Below are 16,306 nucleotides of genomic sequence, written 5' to 3' on the forward strand. Positions count from 1 at the left end.
GGTCAAAGCAGGGCAAATCGGCTTGCCGGCGACACGCCGCAATCAGGCAGTGGATAGCGGCTGCGCATCCACTGCGCCGACCACCTCCCGCATTGTCACGATGGTGCGGAACGCCTTCACGTTCGAATCGGTGTGGAAGACTTCGCGCGCGAAGACTTCGTAAGCCTCCATCCCTGGCAGTTGCAGGAGGAGCACGAAATCGGTTTCACCGGTGACATACCAGGCCTGACGAACCTCCGAGCGCCCACGAAGCTTGCCGATGAAGGCGTCCAACTCGACAGCGCTCTCCCGTTCCAACGAAACGAGCACATGAACGGTTAGCGGCAGGCCCACGGCCGCCGGGCGAACGACGGCGATGTCTGCTGCGATCACGCCATCCTTCCGCAGCCGGCGCAGGCGGCGCAGAACCGCGCTCTGGGAAAGCCCGACCTGCTCGGCGAGACGCCTCGCCGGGGTCTGGTTATCGCGCTGAACCAGCGACAGCAGCACATGGTCGAAGCGATCGAGGGCGGCAGTTTTCGTCATGAGGACAGGCATCTATGACGAAATCAGGCAGGTGGGCAACGACAATAGGCGCCAACCGGCGTGGTTTCCGGGATAGAAATTCGCCTCATGACCACAGAAACACGGCCGGGCCTTGACCCAGATCACATTGCGGCGCTGTTACAGCGCCTGTCGCCATTTTATGCACCGACACCGCTGCTCGACCTACCGAACCTGGCTGCGAACCTGGATGTGACCCAGGTGCTTGCTAAGAACGAGGGCCACCGTGCCCTGGGCAGCTTCAAGTCCCTCGGCGGCACTTATGCCGGTCTGTGCGCTCTGGCCCGGGCTACCGGGATGGATATCGATGAATTGCTCGCTCCAGCGCGGGCCAGGACGTCCCTGCCGGCGTTAATCACGGCCAGCGCGGGCAATCACGGACTTGCCGTTGCGGCGGCGGCGAAGTTTGCCGGTGGGAGGGCAAGAATATACCTCTACACGGGCGTTCCTGCGACGCGGGTCCGGCGCATCGAGTCACAAGGGGCCGAAATCGTGTGGGTCGACGGCACCTACGACGATGCCGTGGACCGGGCCTCCGCAGCGGCCCGAGCCGGAGAAGGCATTCTGGTGGCCGACACCTCGACAGACCCGGACGATCTAGCTGTTGCAGATGTCGTGGCCGGCTATGGCGTGCTTGCTGCGGAAATCCGCCGCCAGGTCGACGAGGTCGGCCATCTGAGGCCAACCCACCTTTTCGTCCAGGCCGGTGTCGGTGGACTTGCCGCCGCCCTGACGGCAGGGCTGAAAGACTGGTTGATGCCTCCATCCATGATCGTCGTGGTCGAGCCGGAGGCCGCGGCCTGCGTCGCGGCCGCGCTGTCGCGAGGACGGTCCGTCCGGATATCCGGCGATCTCAAAACGTCGGCGGACATGCTCGCCTGTGGCGAAGCGGCCGCATCGGCGCTCGAGGTGCTCCGCCAAGGCGACGCTCGCGTCATAACCGTCTCCGAAGCAGCGCTTGCCGACGCGGTGAACCGGATTCGCGAGGCAAACGGTCCCGGCACAACCCCGTCGGGTGCCGCCGGCCTCGCCGGTCTTGCCACAGCCGTCGCAGCTTCCGGCCTGTCGCAGGAGCTTGCGCTCGATGGATCGAGCCGGGTGCTGATCATCGTGACCGAGACCGAACTGGAGAAGGACGCATGACGATGGCGCCGGACCGGGAACCATTTGAGAGAAAGTGCGGCTGGGCCGCGAACTGCCTGCCTGCCCGCGTTCCGGATTCGAGGGAGGACGCACCACCGCATCAGTCGCGGCGAAGTTGCGGAATTCGGATTCGATGAGATTGCGGAGGGGGTCGCCGCCATCGTGGGAACATCCCGTCGCGGCGCTGGAGCATGGCAAAAGCCCGTGGCCAATTCCGTCGCACCATTTCTGTTGCGAAAAACCTCACTCCGGAACGAACCGGCCAGTACTGACCTAGTGAAAGAACGAGAATGAGCGGTACCTCAACACAGAACGGGTCCATGAAACTCGTTTACCAGACCCACTCCCCTTACGCGCGCAAGGTTCTGGTCTTCGCCCACGAGGCCGGGCTTGCCGGACGTCTGCGCGTCATTCATCAGGAGACGAGCCCCATCAATCGCAACGATGATGTGTTTGCAATCCGCTTGGCAAGGTGCCCGCTCTCGTTCTCAACGACGGCTATACGATCTTCGATTCGAGCGTAATCTGCGGCTATCTCGACGATCTCGAAAGCAGTCGTCGGCTCATCCCCGAAAAAGGGCGAGCAAAATGGTCCGCCTTGCGTCTCCAGGCGCTCGCCGGCGGAATGTGCGACGCAGGCATTTCCATCCGCTGGGAAAACGAGCGTCGCCCTGAACATCTGCGTTATCCTGCCTTGGGCGCAGGCATGGCGATGAAGCTCATCGAATCCTATAACTTCGTGGAACGCGAGGTCGAATTCGACGCGCCGCTCCATGTCGGCCACATCGCGCTCGCCACTTGTCTAAGCTGGCTGGAATTCCGGGGATTGCCGGACTTCTTGCAGGGGAGGCCACGACTGACACAATGGTACAGATCCTTCGTGGAACGCCCTTCAATGCGTGCCACACCCTACGACGGTGACACGCGAGATTGATATCGATCTCTAGGCTTTCGAAATCCAGTATGCGTCCGTTACTAGCCAAGCGTTCTCAAGGCCATTTGCTGGTCGGCCCCGATGGTATTGCGCCAGACCAGTGACCTTGCCTCGCGCAGCTCTGAGGGCGGCCATCAACGCCTTTTCTTCGTCCCTGCGCCTAGCTCCGCTGCAGGGGTAAAACCCGCATGGCATAAGTGATCTTACAGGAAACGTACAGCCAGCTCTTTCCAGAAGCATCATGAAACCTCGTTGGTCTTCACCTGTGAACGGCAGCGCCATCCGACCGGTGTCGGACAAATTCGAAAGCCACCGTTCCGGCACGTGCGTCACTCCGGCAAAGGCCGCGACCACATCGAGGTCTGGCAGATCAACTGCCTGCGTTGCATCACCGGACATCACTTCGACATGGACGTAATGAGCAAGATTGCTTTGCGCGCGCCGGGCGAGTTCTTCATCGATCTCATAGGCGATCACGCGTCCTTCAGAACCCGTCAGTTCAGCGAGGATGGCGGTGAAATAGCCGACACCGGCGCCCACCTGAAGGACGGTCTGGCCGGGAGCGATGTTCAGATGGTCGAAAACCAATGCCCAAAGCGACGGCAGGCCGCTGTTTAGTCCGCGCTTTTCGTCAAGTGAGACCAGAACGTCGTGGTAAATCTCATGAAGTGCGGCTGAAGGGCTGGTATGGACCGCCCCGATCTGCAATCTCGAATGGATACGCCATGGCCCGTTGCCGACGTGGTGTTCGCGCGGAACCTTTGCGAAGGCTTCGACGACCGCAGGATTGTGCAAAACAGGTGATGAGACACGCAGGTCTTCGGCAAACCATCGGCGCGCTTCACTAGCATCGATTCTTGTCGGCATGGAATATCGGCTCCGGATCGCACGTACTCAATTATCGTTTCAGAAAACCGAACGGCGGCAAAGGGTCCCCTATCCCGCTTTCGTCATGGGCGTCGGACGGTGTGCAAGGTTCGACTGGGCAGAGCCCCGCCTCATATCAAGGCGCGGACACCGGCGGCAACCTCGGCCAAGTCGTCATTGAGCTGGTGATCGCGACCGTCGAGCCGATGTACGATCGCGCCGGGTATTGCTTTCTCATAAAGATCGATATGCGCAAACGGCGCAGTGTCGTCCTTGCTGCCGTGATAGAGGTAGATTGGCGTCGTTGTAGGCAGTCGCGCGCCGAGCTCGGTTGTTGGCCTGATGTCTTCACTCGGCCAACCGCCAGCGCCGGCAAAGGGCGCTGCGATGAGAAATAGGCCGGCAAGCTTCCGGCTCGGCGGTGCCTCTGCGAGGGCGTTGATCAGAAACATTCTGCGCGCTGCACCTATCTCAAACCGCGGCGGTTCGACGATGCAGAACAGACAGAAAGAGCCCGGCGGTCTACCCTGTGGGAATCAGGTGCAGTGCAGACTTCCCGCCCTTCACGGCCGCCGCCGACAGCTTGCGGTCAAAGCTTGCAAGCTGGCCGCCACGCGCCTTGGCGAGCGCGAGAAGATAGGTATCAGTGACCTGTGCCGATGTCAGGATTTTCGCTGCATCGATGTCGCCAGAGCCAACCAGGCTCACATCGTCGGGCCAGAAGCTGTGCCCGTGCAGAGTCCGCAACTTGGTAACGATTTGCGCAACGACGGCGGGCGAGCCGGGACAATTGGGATATCTTTGGTTGCCGACGATGCGCAGGACGCCGTTTTCAGTGATGGGACACGTAGCCCATGCGGCGTTACCGGTCACTTCGAACCAGCCATGCGCGTCGTCATGAGCGACGTGACCAGGATCGATCAGCGCGATCAGCACATTGACATCGAGCAGGAACGTCACGGCAGTTCGTCTCGCAAGGCGTTGACCGTCTCAAGCGTGACAGGAGGTGCATCCGGCCGAGGCGACAGAAGAGGAATCCCGTTGCGCTCGCCGCCGGCTTGAGGCCGGCGCAGCGAGCGCCGAGCGAGATCGGTGATGACCTCGCCGAGGCTGCGATCCTGCTGCCGGGCCATGGCCTTGGCCGCGACCAGGACATCGTCATCGATCGCCAGTGTGGTTCTCATATCGCCCTCCTTGGTGCGCATCAAACATCACGCATCATATAGAGCAGCAACGTCGGATGCTCAAGCGGTGCGAATACCCGGCGGACTTTGCGTGGAACACGTGCGGGGTCTGCTGGCTACAGCCCCGTGCATCTGTTCAGGTTGATGGTTCATCGGTGGGAAGGGACCGAGCCATACCACGGGCTGTCCTCAAAAGAGGACGACCAGGATCCTCTCGGTCTCCTTCCCACTTCAACCATAGCACCGGAACAACACACAGGATCCGGCGCTCAGTTACAGGTTCCCGCACCAGCTCTCAGGCGGGATTAGTTCCGGAACCTTATACCGCTACCGAAGGTTGATGTACTGAGCTGGGCCGGCGAATAAGCCAGAAGCCCCAGCCAGAGCGGCAGATAAAATGAATGAGCTCAATCAAGTACAGTCCGAAATCATCACCGCTGACCTACTGTTCGCGAGAGTCATGCACGACTATGACTACCAAGCTTCGAGGCGCAGTCAGCGCTCTCGCGAAAGGCCGTGGTGGGGTCCGCTGTCAGAGGCCATCCCGTCCGCCCTGCTGTCGAGGTGCTTCGGCGCGTTGGATCAGGCAAGCTCTGACTTGAGCACGATCATTGCAAGCTCGCGCCAAGCGCGACATTAGGCCAAGGCAGCGCCCGTGCGTCCACGTCGGTGATCAGCATATGGCCCGGCGACACTGTGATCGAGATCGCGAGTTCGGCACGAGCAAGAGCGTCTTGGGCGGTCAGGCTGCTGGCCCAGAATACAGGCACCTCCTCTTCCAAGACTTCGACAGCATCGCCCCAGTCGGGAGCCATCAAATTTCGGACCCCGATCATCGTAGGCTCTCCGACATGGATGGGAGACCCGTGCGCATGGGGAAAACGCGCGGTGAGCGCGCGAACCTTGTCGACGTCGCTATACCTTATCGGGCGCATTGAGACGACCATTTCACCACCGAACGGTCCGACTTGAGACGTCTCGATCTTGGTGCGGAATTTGGGGGCGGTTTTTCCACGGCCGATGCGCCGGAATTTCACGCCCTTTTCGATAAGTGCGGCCTCGACGGTGAGCGAACTGCCGAGCGCGAAAGCCGCAAAGTCATCTCGCCACAGGTCGATGATGTCTGTGGTCTGCCGGATCATCTCGCCGAAGTAATAGATGCTGTACTGTGGCGCATCGGTACGGATATCGATATCGCCCAGCGCTGGCAGCAATGGGCTGCCCGCACGGCTCACGCCCACCAAAGGGCAGGGTTTCGGATTGCGGACGCAAAACTGATGGAAATCGGCGGCAAAGCTGCGGGGCACAATCACGACGTTGGCCTGGAGCTTGCCGCGCGCAAGCCCTCCTGTACGGCCTTCATAGGCACCCATCCTGACGAGCCTGCGTAGCCTGTCCGCATCGACCATTCGCAAATCCTCGTAGATCAATGAAGTGATCGGGCGAGCCATGGCTTCCAGCGGATATGCACGTTTCAGAGACACGTCGAGAGCGCGTAAGATCATCGGCGGATTGGTCAGTTGTCAAATCATCAGAATCTTTCCTCATCGATAAATCGTATTTATTGGCCGGCGAAGGATGGCGCTTATTATTAGCTTTTGCTCATATTTGTTCTCATTGACAGCTGCGGCAGCCGATCGCTTCTATCTGTCGGCTCGCCTCGTGCAGGAAGCCAAGATCCCGGTTCATGTAAAAGAGCAGGAAAGCCGCATAGAGTACAAAGACAAGGCTGAAGACCAGCGTCTTGACGATCAGCGACAGTGCAAAAACATTCAGGTGCGGAGAGGCCCGCGCCAGGAAAGCCAGCACAATGTCGGACAGGAGCATGCTGATAATGAGCGGGAAGACGAGGTTCAGCGCCATCGCCAGGATGCGATTCAGCAGACCGAGAAATATGCCCGCAGCATCCTTGCTGAATACAGGCAGAAGCTGGTCGATCGGCCACAGGCCGTAGCTCTCGTAGAGACTGGTCAGGGAAAGCTGCAGACCTCCGGCGGCCAGGTAGACCGTGACCATGATGACAGCGAGTAAGGTGCCGGTGGCACTCGTCTCATGCGTCATCATCGGGTCAATCAGCGTCCCCATCGTGGAGCCGCGCTGCAGGTCCAGGACATCGCCAGCAGCCTCCGCTGCCCAGAACGGTATACCCATCGTGAGCCCGAGCGTCACGCCGACCACCACCTCCTTGAGGATGTACACCACGATCATCGTGGTCGTGATGTCGGTGTTGGTCAGCGTACTCACGATCATCGGAAAGACCGGAACCACCAGCGCCAGCGCCACGCCGTTGCGCAGAAGACCTGATAACGGCACACGCGAAAAAAGCGGCATCAGAAGCATGAAACCGGTCATGCGAGCGAGCGCGAATGCGCCTGCCAGAAGATAGACCTGAAGCTCTTTGACGGACGCGAAGAGTGGTTCGACCGGCATCCGCGTGCCTCAACGCGTGACGACGGGAAATTCGTCCAGCGCCGTCGAGGCCTGTTGCGCGATCTGTTGTCCAAGCAAAGGACCGAAGACGATGATGACCAGCAGGATCACGACCAGCTTGATCGTCTGCGGCAGCGACTGGTCCTGAATTTGCGTCAGCGCCTGGGCAAGGCCGACGAGGATGCCGACCGCCAGCGCCGCAATGATCGCCGGGCTGGATGCGAACAGCACCGTCAGAAGTGCACTTTGGACCTTTGCCAGGATGAAGTCATTGCTCATGCAACCCTCCCATCGGCGTCAGCCGTAACTCAGGATGAGGCCATGCATCAGCCGCGACCAGCCATCTATGGCAACGAAAAGGAACAGTTTCAGAGGAATTGATATGAGGACCGGCGAGACCATGATCATGCCGAGCGTCATCAGGATATTGGCAACAACGATATCGATGATGAGGAAAGGAAGATAAAGCAGGAAGCCGATCTCGAAGGCACGGGTTAGCTCGGACGCGACAAAGGCCGGAACAAGGATCGAGAGATCGTCGTCCTTCAGGTTTTGCCGCGCCTGTTCCGGCCACAGGCGGCTGGTTCCATCGAGAAAGAACTGCCGCTCTTGCGGCTGGGTGAACTTCATGAGGTGTCGCTGCAATGGTTCCCTGACCAGTTGCGCCGCTCTGGCGAGGTCGTCCGTGGTCTGGAACTGAATCTGCCCTTCCTGAAGTCGGCCCGACATTTCGCTCAGCAACGGGGTCGTGACATAGACCGTGAGCACAAGCGCTATGCCGTATAGCACCAGATTAGGTGGCATCTGCTGGACGCCGAGCGCGTTGCGGATGAGAAACAGCACGACCGAGATCTTCAAGAATCCCGTCATCGTGACGACCGCCAGAGGCAGCAACCCGACAAAGCCGACGGCGATCAGAATCCCAAGGAGATTGGGCGAATTCTCAAGCATTATCGAACATACGCACGATCCGCACGCCCAGGCTTTCCCCGATCCGCACGATCTCACCGCGGCCGACACGTTTGCCGTTGGCGATGATGTCGACAATCGCCTCCGTCACATTGGCGAGCGGAACAATAGTGCCGGGCGCAAGCTGCTTCACCTCCCCGAGAGGCATTGCCGTGCGGCCGATCTCGAAGGCAAGCGCGACCGGCAACTCGTCCAGGGTCGATTCTTCCAAAGTCTGGCCGGCTGGCGGCGGCGTGTTCTGGTTCATGGTCCACTCCCAATTCGATCCGGCGATAGCCCTCGGCGCGGCAAGCAATTGCGGCCCGGCGGCCGTTAGGGCGACCGGCGCATAAAGGCGCTCGGCAATGATGAGTGCCGCATTTCGTTCTTCCGCCTCGTTCCTGAAAAGCACCACGTCGTCAGCCTGGAGGCTTTTAAGCTCGCCAAGGGTTACTTTGAGTGTGCCACGCCGAAGGCAGATCAGCAGAGGAAATTCGGCCGGGATCGGCGGTCTGGCCTTAGCGATCTCGTCCAAAAGACGGCCGATCCGCACCGCCAGGCCGGCGTCATTCGTGTTCAAGACGCAGTCAATCGTTTCCTGACTGCCGGTCAGGACAAAAGCCAACGGGGTCTCGCCCGAAATGGAAACGGCATCTGCTTGTGTGACCGAGGTGAGCGTGATGCTCCCGCCCAGTTTGGCCTCGACCCGTTCGAGATCCTCTTCAAACGTGGATTCCAGCAGCAGTGCGGCGTGAGCTGGGGCCAGCCGCTTCATGTCGACCAGTTCGTCTGCCCTGGCGAAGCCCCGTTCGACCACAGAAAGCGGCAGGCGCAATTTGCTCATCATGTCTCCGACGGAGAACGCAATGGTGCACCACCGCTGGTCGGCAGGGCTCGGCGCCGGCCAGACGGCGGCAATCGCCACGGCCTGGCCCGCGATCGTGATTTCCGCGGGCGCGCGCCGGCGGTAGAAGGCGTTCAATGCGCCAACGTCGACAGACGCGACAGAGTCCAGCATCAGCCGCTCGCCAACGCTTGACCGTGAGGTCTTGCGTTTTGCCGGCTTTACCTGCGCTTTCGTTTTTCCCGACGCGAAGGATTGGGGCATCACATCCATATTCACGATCACAAACTGGGCTATCGTTCTGTGGGCAGGCGCGTTGGACCGCGCTCCTCTTCCTCGGAAAGCTCGGCAAGCGCCTGGCAACGCCGTGCGGTGCGTTTGGTCAGAAGCTCCAAAAACCTGTCCAGCTTCGTCACCGCCTTCATGGTTGCACGATGATCATTGCGGGCCTCCGACAGCTCCGCTTTCCGTTGCTGCTCGACAACGCCCGCCATCTTCTCGTTTTCCCGCAACTGCTCGGTTTTTCTGGCGGCGATTTCGAACCGTCCCTGTAGCCGGTGAAGGCTGGCAGCCTTTATCGGATGCCCAATAAGCGAGCCGAACGCTGCGTCTTCGGCATCGACCGTACGCTGGAGGTGCTCCGTGACCGCACTGGCCGCCTTCCGACCCTCCCTCGCGGCCCGGTCCACAGCGGCGTGCCTTCTGATCACCTCTTCCCTTGCGCGGTCTTCACGCCGGCGCCTGAGGTCGCGTAATCGAGCGATCATCTCACGATCTTTCACCGACGATCTCCCGCATGAGTTGGCGTGTCCTCTCGAAGCTCTCATGTGTGGCGGACGCCTGACGCAGGAAGGCGTTGATGGCATCGATCTTCGCCACCGACTCGTCCGCCACGGGATCGCTGCCTTTTTCGTATTCACCGACGCGCAGGAGAAGCTCGATGTCGGCGTAGCGGGCAAGCAGCTCGCGCAGGTGGCTGGCGTCGGACCGATGTGCCGGCTCCACAACCGCATCCATGAGGCGGCTTCGGCTGCGCAAGACATCAATGGCCGGGAAATGGTTGCGCTGCGCAAGCTCGTTCGACAAGAAGACGTGGCCATCAAGGAGCGCCTGAACTTCCTCGGCGACAGGATCCAGCGTACCGTCGCCTTCAAGAAGAACGCTGTAGAGGCTTGTGATGGATCCCACGCGACCGGGGCCTGACCGCTCGAGCAGACGGGGCAAGACCGCAAACAGCGAAGACGGAAAACCGCGACGCGTCGGTGGCTCGCCCGCGGCCAGGCCAATCTCGCGCTGCGCACGGGCAAACCGCGTTATGTTGTCCATTGCAAGCAACACATGCTTGCCTTGGTCGCGAAAATATTCGGCAATGCTGGTCGCCACATAGGCGGCCTTGACACGCTCGATGGCCGGACGGTCGGAGGTCGCAACGACGACAATGGCCCTCGCCCGCCCCTCCGGCCCGAGCTGTTGTTCGAGGAATTCGCGCACCTCACGTCCGCGCTCTCCAACAAGGGCGACCACGGCGACATCGGCATCGGTGCCGCTGACGATATCGGAAAACAGGATCGACTTTCCCACTCCTGGTTCGCCAAAGATGCCGACGCGCTGCCCGCGCGCACAAGTGAGCAGCCCATCGAGGGCGCGAATTCCCAGCTGGATCGGCTCGGAAATCAAGCTGCGCTCCAGCGGAGATGGCGGATAGGCATTGACCGGATAGCTGCCGGTGATGCCGTCCGGCGAAAGCGGCTTGCCGTCCAATGGCTCGCCAAGCGCGCTGATCACGCGACCAAGAAGGCTGGGGCCGACGGGCACCTGCTGGTCTTTTCCGGTCGCCACGACCTCAGTCAGGTTTGAAAGACCGGCCAAATCGCCCAGCGGAACAAGGATCGCCATTTCGTCCATGAGGCCGACGACTTCCGCCTTGGTCACCCTTCCGGTCCTAGGGTCGACGAGTTCGCATATCTCGCCGATCCGTGCCTCCTCCACAGTCGCATGAATGACCGTGCCGGCGACCCGCCGTACACGCCCCTTCCTGGGCCGGCCGGTATCGTCGCGCAGGCCCGAACGCAAATTCGGGATGATGGAGGCCAGACGGCTTTCGATATCAGCGGCGGGCGCGGTCATCGGACCTCCGTCTTCGACGCAATCGCGGCAGCTATGGCTTTGAGCTGCGCGTCGATGCTCGCGTCGACGACGGCAAAGTCGGTCGAAACGATGCAGGCGTCGGGAGCCAGCGCATCATCCGCGTCGATCTCAACCGTCATCCCCAGATCACTTTCGCGCAAGACTGCGTCCAGCTCATTACGAACCCTTTCGATGGACGCGGGATGAACTCGGACTTTCAGGTATCTGGCGCGGCGGATTTCAGTCACCGCCTGTCTTGCGGCTTTGGCGACAAGCGCGCCGACGTCGAATTCTCCCAGAATTCGCCTGACGATGTCGACGGCAAGGCCAACGACTTCGGATTCCAGCCCACTGAAATAGCGATCCACCTTGACCGCCGTCTCGCTGACTAGCCGTGTGGCCTCAGCATCGCCTTGCGCCTTGCCGTCGTCATAGCCCAGCGCGTATTCGGCCGCATAGGCTCGCCGAGCGGCGTCGCGCAACTGCTGCGCATCACGCCTTGCTTCATCGAGAAACGCATGCCCATCCTGCACAGCGCGCACCTCGGCGGCCCGCAGGATCCGAGCGTAGGGACGCCTCACCAGAGCTTCCGGCGCTTTGCCCGATTCGATCATCTCGTCTAGCTCATCGCTCGTCGAACAATCGCGGGGCCGGCCTCGGCAAATTGTTCGACTGACGGCTGGTGGATGAGCTGTTGCGGCATCAGCTTGAGACGCACACGCATGCTCGTATCGCTCGGCATGATCTGACACCAGGCGCCAAGGCAGCTCAGGCCGTCGGCGTAGACGCGACCGGAAATGTCTTCCAGCGGCCCCAATCGCTCAATCCGGCCGGCCAGATCGCGGTTGGCGACGGCGAAAGCGCACAGATCAGCCCCAAGCGCCGCCTGCAATGCGGCCGCTTCACGCCCAACAATGACTGCGGCCAGACTCCCAGCCCAGTAGATCGCGCCCGAGCGAAGCGCAAGTTCCTCCAACTCTTCGCCAGACGATAAGGCGATCGCTCGATCTACCTCATCGGCCGGCTCTTCGACCACTCGAGAGAGCCTATGCCGGTCGAGCAGAAGCTTCGACAGTCGCTCCTGCAAGCGTTGCGAGCCCAGCATGCGCTCGCAGGCAGCCTCGCCGATCGCGCCGTCAAAGCACTCCGCGAGCCAAGCCGCATCCACATAAGACGCGGGTTTGGAGATGAATGCCTGCCATTCCGGGCTGGCAGTTTGCTCCGAGCCGCGCTGGGTCATGTTTTCTTCACCGGCATTGCGGGAGCATCGAGCGCGTAGACGCCGGGCCGTCGATACCACTGCATGTAGGCCAACCGACCAGCCAGCGCGAATATGGCCGCCGCCATGCCATAAAACAGCGACATCGCGGCGGCGACGCTGTCTGGATGCAGCCACAGGCCGAGGAAGGTGATGAAACCAGCCTCGCCGGTTTCCTGGTTGGGGGCTGTCGCTGCAACCGGAATGAGGGTGACCGAAACATTGTCATAGGTCAGTCCGGCGATGCCCTTGGCCACCAGCATCTTGACCTGCGGGATGAGCTCGTTCATCGGAACGGATGCGCGATGCCGGATGAACACGGAGGCGGACGACGGTACCAGCTGCTGCCTCAGTGGATCGTTTTCGGGCAGGACGAGATGAACGCGAGCCGAAAGCACGCCGTCGATGTCCGAGATCGTCTGAGACAGCTCCTGGCTCAAGCCGTAGATCATCGTTGCCCGCTCTTCCACCGGCGAGGACACAAGCCCATCCCTCTTGAACACCTCACCGAGCGTCTGGAATTCCTGTTTGGGCAAGCCGCTCTCGTCGAGAATGGCCATAGCTTCGGCGAAGCGGCCCTTCTGTACGGAAACCGTCATCTTGCCGTCCTTGCCTGCCTCGCGTTGGGCTGGAATCCCGTGACGCATGAGCGTGGCCACGATCTCGTTGGCCTGCCGTTGGTTGAGGTTGGAATACAACTCCACCGAACACGCCTGGAGCACAAGCATACCCAAGACAACGAGCGCAACGCGACACCTAGCGCCGCATCGATTCAATCGCATTAAACGCCGCAGCGAGGTTGGCATGGGCGCGAACACTCCGCGGCGCTTACTGTTGCTTGATCAGCGTGCTGGTGGAGGACGTGACAGCCGTCACGCTGCTCGTAACCACCTCGAGATTGGCGGCCGCCCACATCACCGAAATCGATCGTTCCAGGAGTTGCTCTGCATTCTTGGCTGGGGAGTCTTCGCCTTCCTTGCCGGACGGGGTCGTCTTGTCGGCGCGATCCTGCCTGGCGGCCGTTTCAGCACTTGGGGGGGCATTAGCCTGGCCAAGAGCCTTCTGGACCTGCTGCATGGTTCCTTCCAGCGACTTGACGGCAGAACCGAACAGAGCCGATGGTTCCGTGAACACCTCACCTGCAGCCTTCTCCGTCTCGGCTATGTAGTCGAAGAGTTTGTGTTCGACGACCGGCTCGGTCTTCTCCGGTTTGGAAGTCTGTCCGCCTATTGCCGGATTGGTGCCGGGCGTCTGCGCCACCTGGTGACCTGCCCGCGTGGCGACATCACTGCGCTCAGGCGTGCTGACCTTCGCGGCATCGTGCTTTTCTTGTTTGGCGCCCACCATTCGGTTACCGGGCTGCGCTGCCGCGCCGACGGTGATTTGCTGTTGCGAACTTATGCTGGTGGTTAAGTTTGCAAGCGTAGCCTCTAGGGCTCCAATCGGTGCGATTTGCATGAATCTGCCCTCCTGTTCTAGTTCGGTTTGGCGGAGGGGACAATCTGCGCCTCCGCCTGCTTTCCGCGGAAAACGCGAACGGACACAGCTTTGCCAGTCTCCTGCTTGGTGCTCGGCGTGGCAGCAACCCCGAGCGTTTTCCTGACGAGTTCGATGTAGGATGGCGGCCCCGATACCGAGATGACATCGTCTTGCTTGGAAACCTTTATTGGAAACTTCGGATCACTGACGCCCAGCCGTGAAAGCCTGTCTTCGGCGCCAGCAGCCATGTTGGGATCAAGCGGGATCATTTCCGTCTGGACTTCCGCTTCGGTCGCGACGTTCATGACGATACCGTCGAAATGCCAGACCAGCCCGTATCGATTGCATATCTCGTCGAGGAACTCGCGGGCCGTTCCAACCGGCATGCCGGCGCTCAGGCGCCCCTTTACCAGCTTGCTGACACGCATGGGCACCCGCATGTTGCGGCCGAGCTCAACCAGCGCGTCTGTCACCGACTGATCGATCGTGATGTATTTGTAAGGGCCAGGGGGCCAGCGCGGTTCGGCAGCGGACGCACGCTGCGAGTCAAAGCCGAGCGCCAGAATAACGGCAAGGCCGCAGGCGACAAGGGTAGCCCTGCCTCCCGACACCCGATCCGCATGGTAGATACCGCGTCCCGTCACATTGGTCCTATCGCAAGCGACCCACGAGTGATGACCCCCGCCTCGCTTACTTCATAGCTTGTCCGCCGATGTCATTCTATCGCGCACACTCGAAAATGGGAAGTCCAATTGGATTACATATCAACGACCTGTGCCAAATGTTGCGAACGATCCGCAAGCCGATATGGTGCCGCGTTGGAATCGGTTACCACCTGGTTCGGGATCGTCGGTTCAATGTGGAAGGGAGTGGTCTCGGTGACGGCAAACAACAGCCTGCTCGCGAACTTGGACGTGCCCGCGGGCGTTCCTCGAGGCAAAAGGTTTGTGGCAACGCGTCTTTCTGAGGGATTGAGTGCATCGGTTCTGGTCGCCGTGGCGTCGATGGCCGCCATCGCGTCGGCGCAGGCCCAATCGAACAGCGGTTATGACCCTAGAAGCTGGACATACGATCGGGGAAGAAATGTGCTGGTCTCCCCTGGCGCTTCCGGCCTGCAGTCGGACGGAGAAATCGTGCCCGGGCGGTCAGTGATTCCCAGGCAGGTCGTGACATTCAGCGAGGCCCAGCCGAAGGGGTCGATCGTTATCAACACCACGGAGCGGCGCCTCTATTACATCCTGGGGGGCGGCAAAGCGCTGCGATACGCGGTGGGGGTTGGCAAGGAGGGGCTGGAGTGGTCCGGTCGCGACACGATTTCGAAAAAGAAGGACTGGCCAGATTGGCGGCCACCGGCCGAAATGCGATCCAGAGAAGCATCAAAAGGCAGGGTCCTGCCTGCGCACGTGGCCGGAGGCCCGAACAACCCATTGGGCGCACGGGCACTGTATATCGGAAGCACGCTTTATCGCGTCCACGGCACCAATCAGCCATGGACCGTCGGACAGGCCAACTCCTCTGGTTGCATTCGCATGACCAATGAAGACGTTATCGACCTGTATGAGCGCGTAAAGGTCGGCGCTCAGATTATTGTCCGGCATTGAATTGTGATCCCTTTCAACATCAAGCAGCTCGAAACCTTTCTCCTGGTGGCGACTTTCGGAAGCTTTCGGAAGGCGGCCGAACGCCTGAACACCACGCAGCCCGCAGTATCCAACCGAATTGCCGGACTGGAAGAAGCGCTGGGTGCCAAGCTGTTCGAGCGGCAGAGCGGCAATGTCCGGCTGACTGCTCAGGGACAACGGCTGCTGCCGCCTGCTCAACGGGTTCTGCGCGTAGCGGAACGGCTGCAGCTGACGGCCAGCTCTCTTTCAGAGACGGCAGGGGTGCTTAGGCTCGGGGTTGCCGAAACCATCGTGCACACCTGGCTACCGGATTTCCTCAGGGAACTGCAAGCAAACTATCCCCTTGTCGATACGGATATCGTGGTTGATGCGACAACGACCCTTCGCAACGAACTCATGTCCCACCGACTCGATCTTGCGGTGCTGATGGGCCCTATTCTTGAACACAGCATCGAGAATATCGAGATGCCGTCCTTTCCGCTCGTGTGGGTCTGCTCACCGCAACTGAAACTGCCCCACCGAGGCAAGCTGACGCTGACTGATCTGATGCAATTTCCAATCATCAGCTATGCGCGCACCACCAGACCCTACAGCGAACTTTACCGCAAGCTGACCGGCGAACTGGAAGAGACGCCGCGCATCTTTCCCGCCAATTCGCTGGCCGCTTCCATCAAAATGACACTCAACGGTATCGGCATAGCCTCTCTCCCGGAGGACGTCGTCCAGGATTATACCGCAAGCGGTAAACTGCGCATTGTCGACTGCGAATGGCATCCGTCCGATCTGCAGTTTACCGCCTCCTACTCCTCCGAACCATCCAATCCGGCAGCAGAGCGGGCGGCAAAGCTGGCCGCCTGTGTCGCAAACGCGTATGCCGCGAGAACCAGCAAGGCCCAGAAAGCTGATGCTCGCTAGGATTGGACTGGC

The 16,306-nt window shown here is 60.7% G+C and carries 21 protein-coding genes; 4 read left to right on the forward strand and 17 right to left on the reverse strand.

Features of this window, described 5'->3' with window-relative positions; translation table 11 throughout:
• Positions 1–42 precede the first annotated feature (42 nt).
• Complete coding sequence (locus tag NKI95_RS20270; RefSeq protein ID WP_352719052.1) at positions 43–525, reverse strand: Lrp/AsnC family transcriptional regulator; 483 nt, start codon at positions 523–525, stop codon at positions 43–45.
• Positions 526–585: 60 nt separating this feature from the next.
• On the opposite strand from NKI95_RS20270, the gene NKI95_RS20275 reads away from it, so the two are divergent.
• The gene (locus NKI95_RS20275) at positions 586–1,686 is read left to right on the forward strand and encodes a pyridoxal-phosphate dependent enzyme (protein WP_352719053.1); all 1,101 of its coding nucleotides are present in this window, start codon (positions 586–588) and stop codon (positions 1,684–1,686) included.
• A gap of 472 nt (positions 1,687–2,158) precedes the next feature.
• A complete protein-coding gene (locus NKI95_RS20280) occupies positions 2,159–2,620 on the forward strand; it encodes a glutathione S-transferase family protein (protein ID WP_352719054.1) in 462 nt (153 codons plus the stop codon).
• A gap of 9 nt (positions 2,621–2,629) precedes the next feature.
• On the opposite strand, the gene NKI95_RS20285 is transcribed toward NKI95_RS20280, so the two are convergent.
• From NKI95_RS20285 to NKI95_RS20360, 16 genes are all read right to left on the reverse strand, one after another.
• Complete coding sequence (locus NKI95_RS20285; protein WP_352719055.1) at positions 2,630–3,487, reverse strand: protein-L-isoaspartate O-methyltransferase family protein; 858 nt, start codon at positions 3,485–3,487, stop codon at positions 2,630–2,632.
• Positions 3,488–3,618: 131 nt separating this feature from the next.
• The gene (locus tag NKI95_RS20290; protein ID WP_352719056.1) at positions 3,619–3,939 is read right to left on the reverse strand and encodes a hypothetical protein; all 321 of its coding nucleotides are present in this window, start codon (positions 3,937–3,939) and stop codon (positions 3,619–3,621) included.
• A 70-nt stretch (positions 3,940–4,009) separates the two neighbouring features.
• The gene (locus NKI95_RS20295; RefSeq protein WP_352719057.1) at positions 4,010–4,447 is read right to left on the reverse strand and encodes a TA system VapC family ribonuclease toxin; all 438 of its coding nucleotides are present in this window, start codon (positions 4,445–4,447) and stop codon (positions 4,010–4,012) included.
• On the reverse strand, positions 4,444–4,671 hold the full coding sequence (locus NKI95_RS20300) for a CopG family transcriptional regulator (protein ID WP_352569963.1): 228 nt from the start codon (positions 4,669–4,671) through the stop codon (positions 4,444–4,446). Before NKI95_RS20300 ends, NKI95_RS20295 begins: the two co-directional genes overlap by 4 nt.
• 608 nt (positions 4,672–5,279) lie before the next feature.
• A complete protein-coding gene (locus NKI95_RS20305) occupies positions 5,280–6,122 on the reverse strand; it encodes a D-glutamate cyclase family protein (RefSeq protein ID WP_352719058.1) in 843 nt (280 codons plus the stop codon).
• A gap of 163 nt (positions 6,123–6,285) precedes the next feature.
• The gene (gene sctT, locus NKI95_RS20310) at positions 6,286–7,101 is read right to left on the reverse strand and encodes a type III secretion system export apparatus subunit SctT (protein WP_352719060.1); all 816 of its coding nucleotides are present in this window, start codon (positions 7,099–7,101) and stop codon (positions 6,286–6,288) included.
• Between the two features lie 9 nt (positions 7,102–7,110).
• The gene (locus NKI95_RS20315; protein WP_352719061.1) at positions 7,111–7,380 is read right to left on the reverse strand and encodes an EscS/YscS/HrcS family type III secretion system export apparatus protein; all 270 of its coding nucleotides are present in this window, start codon (positions 7,378–7,380) and stop codon (positions 7,111–7,113) included.
• An 18-nt stretch (positions 7,381–7,398) separates the two neighbouring features.
• The gene (sctR, locus tag NKI95_RS20320) at positions 7,399–8,052 is read right to left on the reverse strand and encodes a type III secretion system export apparatus subunit SctR (protein WP_352719062.1); all 654 of its coding nucleotides are present in this window, start codon (positions 8,050–8,052) and stop codon (positions 7,399–7,401) included.
• The gene (gene sctQ / locus NKI95_RS20325; protein WP_352719063.1) at positions 8,045–9,031 is read right to left on the reverse strand and encodes a type III secretion system cytoplasmic ring protein SctQ; all 987 of its coding nucleotides are present in this window, start codon (positions 9,029–9,031) and stop codon (positions 8,045–8,047) included. The genes sctR and sctQ overlap by 8 nt, the downstream gene beginning before the upstream one ends.
• A 155-nt stretch (positions 9,032–9,186) precedes the next feature.
• Positions 9,187–9,675, reverse strand: a complete 489-nt coding sequence (locus tag NKI95_RS20330) for a hypothetical protein (RefSeq protein WP_352719064.1) — start codon at positions 9,673–9,675, stop codon at positions 9,187–9,189.
• Positions 9,662–11,020: a FliI/YscN family ATPase gene (locus NKI95_RS20335; protein WP_352719065.1), complete on the reverse strand. Its 1,359-nt coding sequence runs from the start codon at positions 11,018–11,020 to the stop codon at positions 9,662–9,664. Before NKI95_RS20335 ends, NKI95_RS20330 begins: the two co-directional genes overlap by 14 nt.
• Positions 11,017–11,634, reverse strand: a complete 618-nt coding sequence (gene sctL, locus NKI95_RS20340) for a type III secretion system stator protein SctL (RefSeq protein WP_352719066.1) — start codon at positions 11,632–11,634, stop codon at positions 11,017–11,019. The genes NKI95_RS20335 and sctL overlap by 4 nt, the downstream gene beginning before the upstream one ends.
• Before the next feature lie 5 nt (positions 11,635–11,639).
• Positions 11,640–12,260: a SctK family type III secretion system sorting platform protein gene (locus NKI95_RS20345; RefSeq protein ID WP_352719068.1), complete on the reverse strand. Its 621-nt coding sequence runs from the start codon at positions 12,258–12,260 to the stop codon at positions 11,640–11,642.
• On the reverse strand, positions 12,257–13,084 hold the full coding sequence (gene sctJ / locus NKI95_RS20350) for a type III secretion system inner membrane ring lipoprotein SctJ (protein ID WP_352719070.1): 828 nt from the start codon (positions 13,082–13,084) through the stop codon (positions 12,257–12,259). Before sctJ ends, NKI95_RS20345 begins: the two co-directional genes overlap by 4 nt.
• Positions 13,085–13,106: 22 nt before the next feature.
• Entirely contained in the window at positions 13,107–13,736 is a 630-nt protein-coding gene (locus tag NKI95_RS20355; RefSeq protein WP_352719071.1) for a hypothetical protein, read from the reverse strand.
• Positions 13,737–13,753: 17 nt separating this feature from the next.
• Complete coding sequence (locus tag NKI95_RS20360; protein WP_352719072.1) at positions 13,754–14,401, reverse strand: type III secretion protein; 648 nt, start codon at positions 14,399–14,401, stop codon at positions 13,754–13,756.
• Between the two features lie 174 nt (positions 14,402–14,575).
• Between NKI95_RS20360 and NKI95_RS20365 the strand changes: the two genes are divergently transcribed.
• Together NKI95_RS20365 and NKI95_RS20370 are read left to right on the forward strand one after the other, a co-directional pair.
• A complete protein-coding gene (locus NKI95_RS20365; protein WP_352719073.1) occupies positions 14,576–15,358 on the forward strand; it encodes a L,D-transpeptidase in 783 nt (260 codons plus the stop codon).
• A 3-nt stretch (positions 15,359–15,361) separates the two neighbouring features.
• Positions 15,362–16,294, forward strand: coding sequence for a LysR family transcriptional regulator (locus NKI95_RS20370; RefSeq protein WP_352719075.1), 933 nt, complete (start codon positions 15,362–15,364; stop codon positions 16,292–16,294).
• The last annotated feature ends 12 nt before the right edge of the window (positions 16,295–16,306 follow it).

The sequence above is a fragment of the Mesorhizobium sp. M0306 genome, from assembly GCF_040321655.1.
Taxonomy (GTDB): domain Bacteria; phylum Pseudomonadota; class Alphaproteobacteria; order Rhizobiales; family Rhizobiaceae; genus Mesorhizobium.